Genomic DNA, 15,507 nt, shown 5'->3' on the forward strand with positions numbered 1-15,507 from the left:
GGGAGTCCGGCCCGCGAAGCCTCGGTGAACTCATGCTCTGTTTCATCCGATAGCCTCAGCCGACGTGTCGCCGCCCCGTGCCGGGCCGCACCGCCGCGCCCGGGGCCGCCAGGGTCCCGCCGGCCCCTCCGTCAGCTCCAAGGAGTGAGTTCGTCTGTCGACCGCCATCCTCACCGGCCCGCCGGCACCCGGATCCTCGCTCGACGGAGATCTGCGGTCGCTCGGCTTCGACGTCAAGGCAGCCTCCGGCGCCGATGAGACCGGCGCCCTGCTGGCCGCCGTCCCGGCGGGCGAGCGCGTCGCACTCGTCGACCCCCGGTTCGTCGGCCATGTGCACGCGCTGCGCCTCGCCCTCACCGACCCCCGGTTCCCCGCGGCCGCCGCACCCGGCGCGCTCACCGTGCAGAACGGGGCCCGCCCCGCGCTCGCCCGCGCCCTGACCGGCGCCTCCGGCACCGACGACCTCACCGGCGCGCTCGCCGACGCCCTCGACGCCGACGGCGTCGCCGTGCACCGGCCCCAGCTCGGCACGCTCGTCGCCACCGTGCCCACCGACGCCGAGGCCCGCCACGAGGCCCGCGCCGCCGTGGACGCCGTCGACGACGAGGCCGTACGCCTCCGCTCCGCCGTGAAGGCCCACGACGGCTTCTTCACCACCTTCTTCATCAGCCCGTACTCGCGCTACATCGCCCGCTGGTGCGCGCGCCGCGGACTGACCCCCAACCAGGTCACCACCGCCTCGCTGCTCACCGCCCTGATCGCGGCCGGCTGCGCGGCCACCGGCGAGCGCGGCGGCTACATCGCCGCCGGCGTCCTGCTCCTGGTCTCCTTCGTCCTGGACTGCACCGACGGGCAGCTCGCCCGGTACGCGCTGAAGTACTCGACGATGGGCGCCTGGCTCGACGCCACCTTCGACCGCGCCAAGGAGTACGCCTTCTACGCGGGCCTCGCCCTCGGCGCCGCCCGCAACGGCGACGACGTCTGGGCCCTGGCGCTCGGCGCGATGATCCTCATGACCTGCCGGCACGTCGTGGACTTCTCGTTCAACGAGGCCAACCACGACGCCACCGCCAACACGAGCCCCACCGCGGCCCTCTCCGACCGGCTCGACAGCCTCGGCTGGACCGTCTGGGCCCGCCGCATGATCATCCTGCCGATCGGCGAGCGCTGGGCGATGATCGCCGTGCTCACCGCCGTCACCAACCCCCGGATCGTCTTCTGGGCGCTGATCATCGGCTGCGCCTTCGGCGCCTGCTACACCACGGCCGGGCGCGTCCTGCGCTCCCTGACCCGCAAGGCGAAGCGCACCGACCGGGCCGCGCAGGCCCTGGCGGACCTCGCGGACTCCGGCCCGCTCGCCGGGATCGCGGGCCGGATCCTCGGCCGCACCGGAATCCTCATGCTTCCCCCGCTGGTCCTCGCGGTGATCGCCACGGGCGCGCTGCTCGCGGCGGTCCTCGGCCGCCCCTTCGGGTCCCAGCAGACGATCGTCGCGGCCGTCCTCTACGTGGTGTTCTCCGGCGCGGCCGTCGCCCGCCCCCTCAAGGGCCCCCTCGACTGGCTGCTGCCGCCGCTCTTCCGCGCCGCCGAGTACACCACCGTCCTCGTGCTGGCCGCCCGCTCCGACTCCCCGCAGGCCCTCCCGGCGGCGTTCGGGCTGGTCGCGGCCGTCGCCTACCATCACTACGACACGGTGTACCGCATTCGCGGAGGCACCGGCGCGCCGCCCGCCTGGCTGGTGCGCGTCACCGGCGGACACGAGGGGCGCACGCTCCTGGTGACCGTCCTCGCCGCCCTGCTGGCGGACCGCGGCGACGACTTCACCTTGGCCCTGACCGCTCTCGCGGTGGCCGTCGCACTCGTGGTGCTCGTGGAGTCCGTTCGCTTCTGGGTCTCCTCCGGAGCACCCGCAGTTCACGACGAAGGAGAAACAGCATGATCGGCCTCGTACTCGCAGCCGGTGCCGGACGGCGTCTGCGCCCCTACACCGACACCCTTCCGAAGGCCCTCGTGCCCGTCGACGGCGAGACCACGATCCTCGACGGAACGCTGAAGAACTTCGCCGAGATCGGCCTCACCGAGGTCGCGATCGTCGTCGGCTACCGCAAGGAGGCCGTCTACGACCGCAAGGAGGCCCTGGAGGCGAAGTACGGCCTCCGGATCACCCTCGTCGACAACGACAAGGCCGAGGAGTGGAACAACGCCTACTCCCTGTGGTGCGCCCGCGAGGTCCTCAAGCGCGGTGTGATCCTCGCCAACGGCGACACCGTCCACCCGGTCTCCGTCGAGAAGACCCTGCTCGCCGCCCGCGGCGACGGCAAGAAGATCATCCTCGCCCTCGACACGGTGAAGAACCTCGCCGACGAGGAGATGAAGGTCATCACCGCCGAGGGCAAGGGCGTCCAGCGCATCACCAAGCTGATGGACCCGGCCACCGCCACCGGCGAGTACATCGGTGTCACCCTCATCGAGGCCGAGGCCGCCGAGGAGCTCGCCGACGCCCTCAAGGCCACCTTCGAGCGCGACCCCGACCTGTACTACGAGGACGGCTACCAGGAGCTCGTCAACCGTGGCTTCACCGTCGACGTCGAGCCCATCGGTGACGTCAAGTGGGTCGAGATCGACAACCACGACGACCTCGCGAAGGGCCGTGAGATCGCGTGCCAGTACTGACCCGACTGATTCCCTCGCCGGTCGTCGTCGACATCCGCCGGGGAGCGCTGGACGACCTGTCCGCGCTCCTCGCGGACCAGCGGATCTCCAGCAACGGCAAGATCGCCGTCGCGATCAGCAGCGGCTCGGGCCTGAAGCTGCGTGACCACTTCGCGCCCGAGCTGCCCGGCGCCGACTGGTACCCGGTCTCCGGCGGCACCATCGACGAGGCCGTGAAGCTCGCCGACGCCATGCGCGGCAAGCGGTACGACGCCGTGGTCGCCCTCGGCGGCGGCAAGATCATCGACGTGACGAAGTACGCGGCGGCCCGGGTCGGGCTGCCGCTGGTGGCCATCGCCACCAATCTCTCGCACGACGGGATCTGCTCCCCGATCTCGACCCTGGACAACGACAACGGCCGGGGTTCGTACGGTGTGCCCACCCCGATCGCCCTGGTCATCGACCTGGACGTGATCAGGGACGCGCCGGTCCGCTTCGTGCGGTCCGGCATCGGTGACGCGATCTCCAACCTCTCCGCCATCGCCGACTGGGAGCTCTCCCACCAGGTGACCGGCGAGCCCGTCGACGGCCTCGCGGCCGCCATGGCCCGCAGCGCCGGAGAGGCCGTGCTCCGCCACCCCGGCGGCGTCGGCGACGACGACTTCCTCGTCACCCTCTCCGAGGGCCTCGTGATGTCCGGCATCGCGATGTCGATCAGCGGGGACAGCCGCCCCTCCTCGGGCGCCTGCCACGAGATCAGCCACGCCTTCGACCTGCTCTTCCCGACCCGCGCCGCCAGCCACGGCGAGCAGTGCGGTCTCGGAGCGGCCTTCGCCATGCACCTTCGCGGCGCCCACGACGGGTCCGGCCAGATGGTCGAGACGCTCCGCCGGCACGGACTTCCCGTCACGCCGGAGGAGATGGGCTTCAGCGTGGACGAGTTCGTCCAGGCGGTGTCCTTCGCCCCGCAGACCCGGCCGGGCCGCTTCACCATCCTCGAACACCTCGACCTGTCCGACGACCAGATCAGGGACGCGTACGCCGACTATGCCAAAGCCATCGGTAGCTGAGCTCCGCCCGGTCGTTCACCCCCCGGGTGTGAAGGACCGGCGCAGCGGGGAGCACTGGGGCGGCCGCCTGTACATGCGGGAGATCTCGCTCAGGATCACCCGGCGGCTCGTCGGCACGAAGATCACGCCGAACCAGCTCACCTATGTGATGACGCTCGCGGGCGTCCTCGCGGCACCGGCCCTGCTGGTGCCCGGGATCCCCGGGGCGCTGCTCGGCGCGCTCATGGTCCAGCTCTACCTGCTGCTCGACTGCGTCGACGGCGAGGTGGCCCGCTGGAAGAAGCAGTTCTCCCTGGCGGGTGTGTATCTGGACCGGGTCGGCGCCTACCTGTGCGACGCGGCCGTGCTCGTCGGCTTCGGCCTGCGCGCGGCCGACCTGTGGGGCTCCGGCCAGATCGACTGGCTGTGGGCCTTCCTCGGCACCCTCGCCGCCCTCGGCGCCATCCTGATCAAGGCCGAGACCGACCTCGTCGGTGTCGCCCGGCACCAGGGCGGTCTGCCGCCGGTCAAGGAGTCGGCCTCCGAGCCGCGCTCCTCGGGCATGGCGCTGGCCCGCAGGGCGGCCGGGGCGCTGAAGTTCCACCGGCTCGTCCTCGGCATCGAGGCCTCGCTGCTGATCGTCGTCCTGGCGATCGCGGACCAGGTCAGGGGCGATCTGTTCTTCACCCGTCTCGGTGTCGCGGTCCTCGCCGGCATCGCGCTGCTCCAGACCGTGCTGCACCTGGTGTCGATCATGGTCTCCAGCAGGCTGAAGTGAGGCCGGCCGTCAGTACGCCGCTCAAGGTGGGAGCCGTCGTCATCACGATGGGCAACCGCCCCGACGACCTGCGCGCGCTCATCGACTCGGTCGCCAAGCAGGAGGGCGACCGGATCGAGGTCGTCGTCGTCGGACAGGGCACCCCGGTCGCCGGGGTGCCCGACTGGGTGCGGACCGTCGATCTTCCGGAGAACGTCGGCATCCCCGCCGGCCGGAACGTGGGCATCGAGGCCTTCGGCCCCGGCGGCACCGACGTCGACGTCCTGCTCTTCCTCGACGACGACGGGCTGCTCGCCCACGCGGACACCGCCGAACTGGTCCGGCAGGCCTTCACGGCCGACCCGCGGCTCGGCATCATCACCTTCCGGATCGCCGATCCGGAGACCGGGATCACCCAGCGCCGGCACGTCCCGAGGCTCCGCGCCTCCGACCCGATGCGCTCCTCCCGGGTGACGACCTTCCTCGGCGGCGCCAACGCCGTCCGCACCAAGGTCTTCGCCGAAGTGGGCGATCTGCCGGGCGAGTTCTTCTACGCGCACGAGGAGACCGACCTCGCCTGGCGCGCGCTCGACGCCGACTGGATGATCGACTACCGTTCGGACATGGTGCTGTTGCACCCCACCACAGCGCCCTCCCGGCACGCCTCGTACCACTTCAACGTGGCCCGCAACCGAGTCTGGCTGGCACGCCGCAATCTGCCCGCGCCCCTGGTGCCGGTGTATCTCGGCGTCTGGCTCCTGCTCACCCTGGCCCGTCGGCCCTCGCTCTCCGCCCTGAAGGCATGGTTCGGCGGATTCCGCGAAGGCTGGAAGACCCCCTGCGGACCGCGCCGCCCCATGAGGTGGCGTACGGTGTGGCGGCTGACCCGGCTGGGTCGCCCCCCGGTCGTCTGACATCGTGGTACCGACGTGCCGCGCATTGAACACGAAAGTTTCGACTTGTGAGTGACACACAGCAGGGCGGGGCGGTCGCGACGAGCGCGCCCCCGTCCGTCGACCAGGGCCTGACGCCGGCCGCGCTGGCCGCCAAGTACGGCCTCTCGGTCAGCGGCGCCAGGCCCGGACTGTTCGAGTACGTCCGTGACCTGTGGAGCCGGCGCCACTTCATCATGGCCTTCTCCTCGGCGAAGCTGACCGCCCAGTACAGCCAGGCGAAGCTCGGCCAGGTGTGGCAGGTGGCGACCCCGCTGCTGAACGCCCTGGTCTACTACCTGATCTTCGGGCTCATCCTGGGCGCGAGTCAGGGAATGAGCAAGGACGTCTACATCCCGTTCCTTGTCACCGGCATCTTCGTGTTCACCTTCACCCAGAGCTCGGTCATGGCCGGCGTCCGGGCGATCTCCGGGAACCTGGGCCTGGTCCGGGCCCTGCACTTCCCCCGGGCCTCGCTGCCGATCTCCTTCTCGCTCCAGCAGCTCCAGCAGCTGCTGTACTCGATGATCGTGCTCGTGGCGATCGTGGTCTCGTTCGGCAGCTACCCCTCCCTCCGGTGGCTGCTGGTGATCCCGGGACTGTTCCTCCAGTTCGTGTTCAACGTCGGACTGGCCATGATCATGGCCAGGATGGGCTCCAAGACCCCCGACCTGGCACAGCTGATGCCGTTCGTGATGCGCACCTGGATGTACGCGTCCGGCGTGATGTTCTCGCTCCGCACGATGCTGGCCGACAAGCCCGCGTGGATCGCCGACATCCTCATGTACAACCCGGCGGCCATCTACATGGACCTCATCCGCTACGCCCTCATCGACGGCTACGGCTCCGAGAACCTGCCCGCGCACGTCTGGATGACAGCGCTCGCCTGGGCCGTGGTCTTCGGCATCGGCGGCTTCGTCTACTTCTGGAAGGCCGAGGAGAAGTACGGCCGTGGCTGACACGAACACGAACGCGAACACGAACCGGTCCGAGGTTCCCACCGTCATCTGCGACGACGTCCACATCGTCTACCGGGTCAACACCGGTGGCGGTGGCAAGGGCAGCGCCACCGCGGCGCTCAGCCGGATCGTCGGCCGCGGCAAGGCCGAGGTCAACCGGGGCGTCCGCAAGGTCCACGCCGTCCGCGGCGTCACCTTCACCGCCTACCGCGGCGAGGCCATCGGCCTCATCGGCTCCAACGGCTCCGGCAAGTCCACGCTGCTGCGCGCCGTCGCCGGGCTGCTCCCCACCGAGAGCGGCAAGGTCTACACGGACGGCCAGCCCTCGCTCCTGGGCGTCAACGCGGCCCTCATGAACGACCTCACCGGCGAGCGCAACGTGATCCTGGGCGGCCTCGCGATGGGCATGAGCCGCGAGGAGGTCCGCGAGCGCTACGAGGGCATCGTCGACTTCTCCGGGATCAACGAGAAGGGCGACTTCATCAGTCTGCCCATGCGCACGTACTCCTCCGGCATGGGCGCCAGGCTCCGCTTCGCCATCGCCGCCGCCAAGAACCACGACGTCCTCCTCATCGACGAGGCGCTGGCGACCGGTGACCGCAAGTTCCAGATCCGCTCCGAGGAGCGCATCCGCGAGCTCCGCAAGGAGGCCGGCACGGTCTTCCTGGTGAGCCACAGCAACAAGTCCATCCGGGACACCTGCGACCGGGTGCTCTGGCTGGAGAAGGGGCAGCTCCTGATGGACGGCCCCACGGACGAGGTCCTCAAGGCGTACGAGCGGGAGACCGCCCGCTGACTCCGAACCCCGAGAGCCGCCCCCACCTTCCGGTGGGGGCGGTTCCGTTTTCCGCGCGTCGCGCCCCACCTGGAATGTTCATGCTGGCAACATCGGGCAGGATGAGGCCATGCCAGCGATCTCGGGGGGAAAGACCTACCACCACGGCGATCTGCGCAACGCGCTGATCTGTGCCGCCGTCGACCTGGCCACCGAGGGCGGCCCCGAACGGGTCGTCCTGCGCGAGGCGGCCCGCCGGGTCGGCGTCTCGCCCACCGCCGCCTACCGGCACTTCGACGGACGGGGCGAACTCCTCCGCACCGTCAGGAGCCACGCCCAGTGCGTGCTCGCCGACGCCATGGAGCGGGCCGCGGGCCGCGAGCCGGGCGCCGACGACCCGGCCCTCGCGGCGGAGCGCCGGCTCGCCGCCCTCTGCCGGGGGTACGTCGGCTTCGCCGTCGACCAGCCCGGCCTCTACCGGGCTGCCTTCTGCGTGCCCCGCCCGGCGGAGGCGGACGAGCCGATGTCGGGGCGGCAGGCGCCCGAGCCCGAGATCCGCGCGTTCACCCTGCTCCGGGAAGCCCTGGAGGCCCTCGCCCGCGTCGGCACCGCGCACCCGACCGTCCGACCCGCCGCCGGTGCCGCAGCGTGGTCGGCCGTGCACGGACTGTCACTTCTGTTGCTCGACGGGCCTCTTCGGCGCCTTCCCGCACAGCGAAGGAACGCCGTCGTCGAGACCACCCTCGCCATGGTCGTCTCCGGAACGCGCGCTCTCTGAGCTCCTGTGGAGCCGAACTTCCTTGCGGTGCAGGAGGGTTGACGACCCGTACGAGTGAGGTCCGGGGTGCCCGGCACCCCCGAATGGCGACGGCCGTCGTACAACGTAAGCTGGACCGGTCTGTTTCGCGGCAAGTAGGGCGATACCCCACGGCCATCGGGCCTCCGGCGGCGGCTCTACGGGCAGGGGTCGGCGGCGTGTCCGAAATAGGATGGATTGACTCGGCAGTGTAGAACGGGAGACGTGACGGCCATGACGCAGAATCTCCAGCTCCACGAGGGTCTCGCCGTCCCTCCGTCGGGCAGTGACCTGTGACGGAAACCCGGCAGGCGCGCACCGACGCCTCCTCGCGCGCCACCCTCGGCAAGGCCGCGGACGAGAACTTCCCCGTGGCCCCCTTCTTCCTGCCCCGGGCCTGGCGCGACGACCTGATGGCCGTCTACGGCTTCGCCCGCCTCGTCGACGACATCGGAGACGGCGACCTCGCCCCCGGCGGCGCCGACGCCCGCCACCTCGGGCTCGACCCCGAGACGGCGCGGGACCGGCTCGCCTTCCTCGACGCCTTCGAGGCCGACCTCCGCCGCGTCTTCGACGGGACCCCCCGCCACCCGCTCCTCCAGGCCCTCCGGCCGACCGTGCTGCGGTGCGGGCTCACCCCCGAGCCCTTCCTCGGCCTGATCGCCGCCAACCGCCAGGACCAGCAGGTCAGCCGCTACGAGACGTACGACGACCTCCTCGCGTACTGCGAGCTCTCCGCCAATCCCGTCGGCCGGCTCGTCCTCGCGATCACCGGCACCGACACCCCCGAGCGGATCCGGCGCTCCGACGAGATCTGCACCGCCCTCCAGATCGTCGAGCACCTCCAGGACGTCGCCGAGGACCTCGGCAACGACCGGATCTACCTTCCCGCCGAGGACCTCAAGCGGTTCCACGTCACCGAGAGCGACCTCGCCCGGCCCACCGCCGGCGCCTCCGTCCGCGCCCTGATCGCCTTCGAGGCCGAGCGGGCCCGCGACCTGCTCCACGCGGGCGCCCCGCTCGTCGGCAGCGTCCACGGCCGGCTCCGGCTGCTCCTGGCGGGCTTCACCGGCGGCGGACACGCGGCACTCGACGCGATCACCGACGCCGGATACGACGTGCTGACCGGACCACCGAAGTCCACCAAGCCGAGCCTGATGCGCCAGGCAGGAGCGGTTCTGCTCCGGGCGCGGAGAGAGGGGTGAGCGCGACCGTGGAGGCACAGCCCCAGCCGTCCGCACCGGTCCAGGCCGCCTACCGCTACTGCGAGGCGGTCACCGGACAGCAGGCACGGAACTTCGCCTACGGAATCCGGCTGCTGCCGACCGAGAAGCGCCAGGCGATGTCCGCGCTGTACGCGTTCTCCCGGCGCGTCGACGACATCGGCGACGGCACCCTCGCGCCCGAGGCCAAGCGGGAGCGCCTGGAGGCCACCCGCGCCCTGCTCGACCGGATCCGCGCCGGCGGGATCGACGAGGACGACACGGACCCCGTCGCCGTCGCCCTCGCCGACTCGGCCCGCCGCTTCCCGATCCCGCTCGAAGGCCTCGACGAACTCATCGACGGCGTCCTCATGGACGTCCACGGCGCGACCTACGAGACCTGGGACGACCTCAAGGTCTACTGCCGCTGCGTCGCCGGCGCGATCGGCCGGCTCTCCCTGGGCGTCTTCGGCACCCAGCCCGGCGCCCCGGGCGCCGACCGCGCCCCCGAATACGCCGACACCCTGGGCCTCGCGCTCCAACTCACCAACATCCTCAGGGACGTACGCGAGGACGCAGGGAACGGGCGGACCTATCTGCCCGCCGACGACCTGGCCAAGTTCGGCTGCGGCGAGGGCTTCGGCAGCGAGACCCCGCCCGCCGGTGCCGACTTCGCCGGGCTGGTCCACTTCGAAGTGCGGCGCGCCCGCGCCCTGTTCGCCGAGGGCTACCGGCTGCTGCCCATGCTCGACCGGCGCAGCGGCGCCTGCGTCGCCGCCATGGCGGGCATCTACCGCCGCCTCCTCGACCGGATCGAACGCGACCCCGAGGCCGTGCTGCGCGGCCGCGTCTCGCTGCCGGGCCGGGAGAAGGCGTACGTCGCGGTGCGCGGCCTCTCCGGCCTCGACACCCGCCACATCGCCCGGCGCGCCGTCAGGGGGCGTGCCTGATGAGCCCGTACGCCCCCGCCCGCCGGGCAACCTCGGGCACCGTACCGGCGTCCCTGCCGTCGGCGGCTCCGGCTGCCGCGACCCCGACCATGGCGAGCCGGCCCGCACCGGCGCTGCCCGCGACGACCCGAACGGAGGCCGTGTGACCCAGGAAGGAACCGGGGAGCACACCCGGCAGCCCCACGCCGTCGTCGTCGGCGGCGGGCTCGCCGGGATCACCGCCGCGCTCCAGCTCGCCGACGCCGGCGTCGGCGTCACCCTCCTCGAAGGCCGGCCCCGGCTCGGCGGCCTCGCCTTCTCCTTCCGCCGGGGCGACCTCACCGTCGACAACGGCCAGCACGTCTACCTCCGCTGCTGCACCGCCTACCGCTGGTTCCTCGACCGGGTCGACGCCGCCCGGCTCGCCCCGCTCCAGGACCGCCTCGACGTTCCCGTCCTCGACGTCGGGCACCCGCGCGGACCGCGGCTCGGCCGGATCCGCCGCGACAACCTCCCCGTACCCCTGCACCTGGCGCGCAGCCTCGCCACGTACCCGCACCTCTCCCTCGCCGAGCGGGCCTCCGTCGGCCGCGCCGCGCTCGCCCTGAAGAAGCTCGACCCCGCAGACCCGGCGCTCGACGGCATCGACTTCGCCACCTGGCTCGGCAGGCACGGCCAGTCCCCGCGGACCGTCGACGCCCTCTGGGACCTCGTCGGCATCCCCACCCTCAACGCCCCCGCCCCGCAGGCCTCCATGGGCCTCGCCGCGATGGTCTTCAAGACCGGCCTCCTCTCCGAGCCCGGCGCCGCGGACATCGGCTGGGCCCACGTCCCGCTCGGCGAACTCCACGACACCCGGGCCGCGAAGGAACTCGACGCCCTCGGGGTGCGCACCGTCCTCCGTACCAAGGCCGAGCGGATCTCCCGTACCGACGACGGACGTTGGGCCGTCGACGTACCCGGCGAGACGATCACGGCGGACGCCGTCGTCCTCGCCGTCCCGCAGGAGGAGACCCACGGCCTGCTGCCCGAGGGCGCACTCGAAGACCCCGACCGGCTCCTCGACATCGCCACCGCGCCCATTCTCAACCTGCACGTGGTCTACGACCGCAAGGTGCTGAAGCGGCCCTTCTTCACCGCCCTCGGCTCCCCGGTGCAGTGGGTCTTCGACCGCACCGACTCCTCCGGGCTCACCGGCGGCGGCCAGTACCTCGCCGTCTCCCAGTCCGCCGCCCAGGACGAGATCGACGAACCCGTCGCCGCCCTGCGCGCGAAGTACCTCCCCGAGCTGGAGCGGCTGCTGCCCGCCACCCGCGGCGCCGGGATCCGCGACTTCTTCGTCACCAGGGAGCGGACGGCCACGTTCGCCCCCACCCCGGGCGTCGGCCGGCTCCGCCCCGGCGCCCGCACCCAGGCACCGGGGCTCTTCCTGGCCGGGGCCTGGACCGCCACCGGCTGGCCCGCGACCATGGAGGGTGCCGTCCGCAGTGGTTTCAGCGCCGCGGGCGCAGCGCTCTCCGCCCTCGGCCGCCGCCATGACCATCCGCTGCAGGAGGCGGCATGAGTGTGAGTACCGGAACAAGAGGAGAGACCGTGCCGACTGTGCCGCCGGGTAATCCGGCCGTCGACACCGCGGACGTGTCCGCACTGCTGGAGCGGGGGCGGACCCTGTCCACCCCCGTACTGCGGGCGGCCGTCGACCGCCTCGCGCCGCCCATGGACACCGTGGCCGCCTACCACTTCGGCTGGATCGACGCGCAGGGCAACCCCACGGAGGGGGACAGCGGCAAGGCCGTCCGTCCCGCGCTCGCCCTGCTGTCGGCCGAGGCCGCGGGCGTCGCCCCCGAGGTCGGGGTCCCCGGCGCCGTCGCCGTGGAGCTCGTCCACAACTTCTCGCTGCTGCACGACGACCTGATGGACGGGGACGAGCAGCGCCGCCACCGCGACACCGTGTGGAAGGTGCACGGCCCCGCGCAGGCCATCCTGGTCGGCGACGCCCTGTTCGCCCTGGCCAACGAGATCCTGCTGGAGCTCGGCACGGTGGAGGCCGGCCGGGCGACCCGCAGGCTCACCACCGCCAGCCGCAAGCTCATCGACGGCCAGGCGCAGGACATCTCCTACGAGCACCGCGAGCGGGTCACCGTCGAGGAGTGCCTGGAGATGGAGGGCAACAAGACGGGCGCCCTGCTCGCCTGCGCCGTCTCCATCGGTGCGGTCCTCGGCGGTGCCGACGACCGGACCGCCGACAAGCTGGAGGAGTACGGGTACCACCTCGGGCTCGCCTTCCAGGCCGTCGACGACCTGCTCGGCATCTGGGGCGACCCGGAGGCCACCGGCAAGCAGACCTGGAGCGACCTGCGCCAGCGCAAGAAGTCCCTGCCGGTCGTCGCCGCCCTCGCCGCCGGCGGCGAGGCCTCCGAGCGGCTCGGCGAACTGCTTGCCGCGGACGCCAAGTCCAACGACTTCGACACCTTCTCCGAGGAGGAGTTCGCCACCCGCGCGGCCCTCATCGAGGAGGCCGGAGGACGCGAGTGGACCTCCCAGGAGGCCCGCCGTCAGCACGCGATCGCGATCGAGGCCCTGGACGAGGTGGACATGCCCGCCCGCGTGCGGGCGCAGCTCACCGCGCTGGCCGACTTCGTGGTCGTACGGAAGAGATGATCACCATCACCCTGATATGAGTTCGCGGTCGCCGGCCGGTGCCACGCGGCGCCGGCCGACGGCAGACCCGTAGAAGCAGAAGTTACCGACTGCGCAAAGGGGAAGCCATGACAGCGACGACCGACGGAAGCGCCGGGGCCATGGGCCCCCGGGCAGCCGCGGCCAGCAAGACGAACGACACCGACGCCTTCGCGTCGGGGCTCGGCGGGACCGCCGCGCCCGGCCTCGACGGGGCCGCCGCGCGGGCGGCGGAACGGGCCGTCGGGCACCTGCTCGCCCGACAGGACCCCGAGGGCTGGTGGAAGGGCGACCTGGAGACCAACGTCACCATGGACGCCGAGGACCTCCTCCTCCGCCAGTTCCTGGGCATCCTCGACGCCGACACCACCCGCGCCGCGGCCCTCCACATCCGCCGGCAGCAACGCGAGGACGGCGCCTGGGCCACCTTCTACGGCGGACCCGGCGAGCTCTCCGCCACCATCGAGGCCTATGTCGCCCTGCGGCTCGCCGGAGACCTGCCCGAGGCCCCGCACATGGCCCGCGCCGCCGCCTGGGTCCGCACCGGGGGCGGGATCGCCGCCGCCAGGGTCTTCACCCGGATCTGGCTCTCCCTCTTCGGCTGGTGGCGCTGGGAGGACCTGCCCGAGCTGCCCCCTGAGCTGATCTTCCTGCCCAAGTGGTTCCCGCTCAACATCTACGACTTCGGCTGCTGGGCCCGGCAGACCATCGTGCCGCTCACCGTGGTCTCCGCCAAGCGCCCGGTCCGCCCCGCGCCCTTCCCGCTCGACGAGCTGCACACCGATCCGGCCCTGCCCAACCCGCCCAGGCCGCTCGCCCCGGCCACCGGCTGGGACGGGCTCTTCCAGCGCCTCGACAAGGCACTGCACGGCTACCGCCGGGTGGCGCCGCGCGCCCTGCGCAGGACGGCGATGAACCAGGCCGCGCGCTGGATCATCGAGCGCCAGGAGAACGACGGCTGCTGGGGCGGCATCCAGCCCCCCGCCGTCTACTCGGTCATCGCCCTCCATCTCCTCGGCTACGACCTCCAGCACCCCGTCATGCGGGCCGGACTCGAATCGCTCGACCGGTTCGCCGTGTGGCGCGAGGACGGCTCGCGGATGATCGAGGCCTGCCAGTCGCCCGTCTGGGACACCTGTCTCGCCACCATCGCGCTCGCCGACGCGGGGCTCGAACCCGACCACCCGGCCCTGGTGAAGGCCGTCGACTGGATGCTCGACGAGGAGATCACCCGGACCGGGGACTGGGCCGTGCGGCGGCCCGGACTGCCCCCGGGCGGCTGGGCGTTCGAGTTCCACAACGACAACTACCCCGACATCGACGACACCGCCGAGGTGCTCCTCGCCCTCCGCCGGGTCAGGCACCCCGACCCCGACCGGCTGGAGGCGGCCGTCGCCCGGGGCGCGCGGTGGACGCTCGGCATGCAGTCGAAGGGCGGCGCCTGGGGCGCCTTCGACGCCGACAACACCAGTGCCCTCCCCAACAAGCTGCCGTTCTGCGATTTCGGCGAGGTGATCGACCCGCCCTCCGTCGACGTCACCGCCCACGTGGTGGAGATGCTCGCCTTCGAGGGACTGGCCCGGGATCCCCGTACCCGCAGGGGAATCGACTGGCTGCTCGCCGAACAGGAGCCGAACGGCGCCTGGTTCGGCCGCTGGGGCGTCAACCACGTGTACGGCACGGGGTCCGTGCTCCCCGCGCTCACCGCGGCCGGGCTGCCCGTCTCCCATCCGGCGATCCGCCGGGCCGTCCGCTGGCTCGGGTCCGTCCAGAACGAGGACGGCGGCTGGGGCGAGGACCTCCGCTCGTACCACGACGAGGCGTGGATCGGGCGCGGTGCCTCCACCGCCTCCCAGACCGGCTGGGCGCTGATCGCGCTCCTCGCGGCCGGCGAGCGGGACTCCGAACCCGTCCGGCGGGGCGTCGCCTGGCTGGCCGAGACCCAGCGCGAGGACGGCTCCTGGGACGAGCCGTACTTCACGGGCACCGGCTTCCCCTGGGACTTCTCGATCAACTACCACCTCTACCGTCAGGTCTTCCCGCTCACGGCGCTCGGACGCTACCTGCACGGGGAGCCCTCGCCCGGCAAGGCCCGCTGATGGGGCGCGAGCCGGGCCCCGGCGCCCCACCGCCGCTGCTGATCGCCTGCGCCCTCGGCATCGAGCAGCTCGCCCTGCGCACCGGGGACCGCGCCGGCGCCCCCGGGCCCGTCACCGTGCTCCGTACGGGCATGGGGCCGGACAAGGCCCGTCGGGCCGTCTCCCGGGCCCTCGGCGAGCACGGATGGCGGGACGCCGCCGTCATCGCCTCCGGCTTCTGCGCCGGACTCGCCCCCGGCATGCACCCGGGGGACCTGATCGTCGCCGACGAGACCCGCGGTCCCGACGGCACGATCTCCTGCACCGGGACCGAGCTCCTGGTGAAGGCCCTGGTCAGGGCCGTGCCCGGGCGGGCCGTCCACACCGGGCCGCTGACCGGCTCCGACCATGTGGTGCGCGGCCCCGAGCGGGCCGCGCTGCGGGCCACCGGCGCCATCGCCGTCGACATGGAGTCCGCGGCGACGCTCGGCACCGCTCGCGGCGGTCCCGGGCCGGACGGCGAGCCGGCCGCCCGCCCGGTTGCGGCCGTCCGAGTGGTCGTGGACGCTCCAGAACATGAACTGGTACGGATCGGCACGGTACGCGGGGGAATATCGGCCTTCCGTGTTCTTCGTGCCGTCCTTCCCGCATTCTTCGAATGGCACCGTTCTTTGCTGCTCCCCAGGAGGTGAGCGAGTT

General features: G+C 72.3%; 14 protein-coding genes. All 14 read left to right on the plus strand.

Translation table 11 applies throughout. The annotated features are described in order from the left end of the window. Nucleotides 1-154 precede the first annotated feature (154 nt). Nucleotides 155-1,939 carry a DUF5941 domain-containing protein gene (locus OG514_RS26135; RefSeq protein ID WP_266900966.1) on the plus strand — a complete coding sequence of 595 codons (1,785 nt, stop codon included), beginning with the start codon at nucleotides 155-157 and terminating at the stop codon, nucleotides 1,937-1,939. Then, nucleotides 1,936-2,673, plus strand: coding sequence for a phosphocholine cytidylyltransferase family protein (locus OG514_RS26140; protein WP_266898867.1), 738 nt, complete (start codon nucleotides 1,936-1,938; stop codon nucleotides 2,671-2,673). The genes OG514_RS26135 and OG514_RS26140 overlap by 4 nt, the downstream gene beginning before the upstream one ends. Next, nucleotides 2,661-3,722, plus strand: coding sequence for an iron-containing alcohol dehydrogenase family protein (locus OG514_RS26145; protein WP_266898869.1), 1,062 nt, complete (start codon nucleotides 2,661-2,663; stop codon nucleotides 3,720-3,722). Before OG514_RS26140 ends, OG514_RS26145 begins: the two co-directional genes overlap by 13 nt. After that, a complete protein-coding gene (locus OG514_RS26150) occupies nucleotides 3,700-4,479 on the plus strand; it encodes a CDP-alcohol phosphatidyltransferase family protein (protein ID WP_266898871.1) in 780 nt (259 codons plus the stop codon). The genes OG514_RS26145 and OG514_RS26150 overlap by 23 nt, the downstream gene beginning before the upstream one ends. 47 nt (nucleotides 4,480-4,526) lie before the next feature. Further along, the gene (locus OG514_RS26155; RefSeq protein ID WP_266900967.1) at nucleotides 4,527-5,372 is read left to right on the plus strand and encodes a glycosyltransferase family 2 protein; all 846 of its coding nucleotides are present in this window, start codon (nucleotides 4,527-4,529) and stop codon (nucleotides 5,370-5,372) included. A gap of 47 nt (nucleotides 5,373-5,419) precedes the next feature. Next, nucleotides 5,420-6,349, plus strand: a complete 930-nt coding sequence (locus OG514_RS26160) for an ABC transporter permease (RefSeq protein WP_266898873.1) — start codon at nucleotides 5,420-5,422, stop codon at nucleotides 6,347-6,349. Next, entirely contained in the window at nucleotides 6,342-7,145 is an 804-nt protein-coding gene (locus OG514_RS26165) for an ABC transporter ATP-binding protein (RefSeq protein WP_266898875.1), read from the plus strand. The genes OG514_RS26160 and OG514_RS26165 overlap by 8 nt, the downstream gene beginning before the upstream one ends. Nucleotides 7,146-7,254: 109 nt before the next feature. Further along, nucleotides 7,255-7,902, plus strand: a complete 648-nt coding sequence (locus tag OG514_RS26170; RefSeq protein WP_266898877.1) for a TetR/AcrR family transcriptional regulator — start codon at nucleotides 7,255-7,257, stop codon at nucleotides 7,900-7,902. Between the two features lie 311 nt (nucleotides 7,903-8,213). Beyond that, nucleotides 8,214-9,125, plus strand: coding sequence for a squalene synthase HpnC (gene hpnC / locus OG514_RS26175; protein ID WP_266898879.1), 912 nt, complete (start codon nucleotides 8,214-8,216; stop codon nucleotides 9,123-9,125). Then, the gene (gene hpnD, locus OG514_RS26180; RefSeq protein ID WP_266898881.1) at nucleotides 9,122-10,072 is read left to right on the plus strand and encodes a presqualene diphosphate synthase HpnD; all 951 of its coding nucleotides are present in this window, start codon (nucleotides 9,122-9,124) and stop codon (nucleotides 10,070-10,072) included. The genes hpnC and hpnD overlap by 4 nt, the downstream gene beginning before the upstream one ends. Before the next feature lie 142 nt (nucleotides 10,073-10,214). After that, nucleotides 10,215-11,615 (plus strand): hydroxysqualene dehydroxylase HpnE, encoded by a 1,401-nt coding sequence (gene hpnE / locus OG514_RS26185; RefSeq protein ID WP_266900968.1) that lies wholly within the window; start codon nucleotides 10,215-10,217, stop codon nucleotides 11,613-11,615. Next, on the plus strand, nucleotides 11,612-12,712 hold the full coding sequence (locus OG514_RS26190) for a polyprenyl synthetase family protein (protein ID WP_266898883.1): 1,101 nt from the start codon (nucleotides 11,612-11,614) through the stop codon (nucleotides 12,710-12,712). The genes hpnE and OG514_RS26190 overlap by 4 nt, the downstream gene beginning before the upstream one ends. Before the next feature lie 107 nt (nucleotides 12,713-12,819). Further along, on the plus strand, nucleotides 12,820-14,829 hold the full coding sequence (shc, locus tag OG514_RS26195; protein ID WP_266898885.1) for a squalene--hopene cyclase: 2,010 nt from the start codon (nucleotides 12,820-12,822) through the stop codon (nucleotides 14,827-14,829). Further along, on the plus strand, nucleotides 14,829-15,500 hold the full coding sequence (locus OG514_RS26200; protein WP_266898887.1) for a 1-hydroxy-2-methyl-2-butenyl 4-diphosphate reductase: 672 nt from the start codon (nucleotides 14,829-14,831) through the stop codon (nucleotides 15,498-15,500). Before shc ends, OG514_RS26200 begins: the two co-directional genes overlap by 1 nt. The last annotated feature ends 7 nt before the right edge of the window (nucleotides 15,501-15,507 follow it).

The organism is Streptomyces sp. NBC_00572, assembly GCF_026341815.1.
GTDB lineage: Bacteria > Actinomycetota > Actinomycetes > Streptomycetales > Streptomycetaceae > Streptomyces.

Bases quoted from the DNA above. Each gene is read 5' to 3' on its own strand.
- OG514_RS26140 (WP_266898867.1), top strand. From the start codon at position 1,936: ATGATCGGCCTCGTACTCGCAGCCGGTGCCGGACGGCGTCTGCGCCCC.
- OG514_RS26150 (WP_266898871.1), top strand. From the start codon at position 3,700: ATGCCAAAGCCATCGGTAGCTGAGCTCCGCCCGGTCGTTCACCCCCCG.
- OG514_RS26155 (WP_266900967.1), top strand. From the start codon at position 4,527: ATGGGCAACCGCCCCGACGACCTGCGCGCGCTCATCGACTCGGTCGCC.
- OG514_RS26170 (WP_266898877.1), top strand. From the start codon at position 7,255: ATGCCAGCGATCTCGGGGGGAAAGACCTACCACCACGGCGATCTGCGC.
- OG514_RS26190 (WP_266898883.1), top strand. From the start codon at position 11,612: ATGAGTGTGAGTACCGGAACAAGAGGAGAGACCGTGCCGACTGTGCCG.
- shc (WP_266898885.1), top strand. From the start codon at position 12,820: ATGACAGCGACGACCGACGGAAGCGCCGGGGCCATGGGCCCCCGGGCA.
- OG514_RS26200 (WP_266898887.1), top strand. From the start codon at position 14,829: ATGGGGCGCGAGCCGGGCCCCGGCGCCCCACCGCCGCTGCTGATCGCC.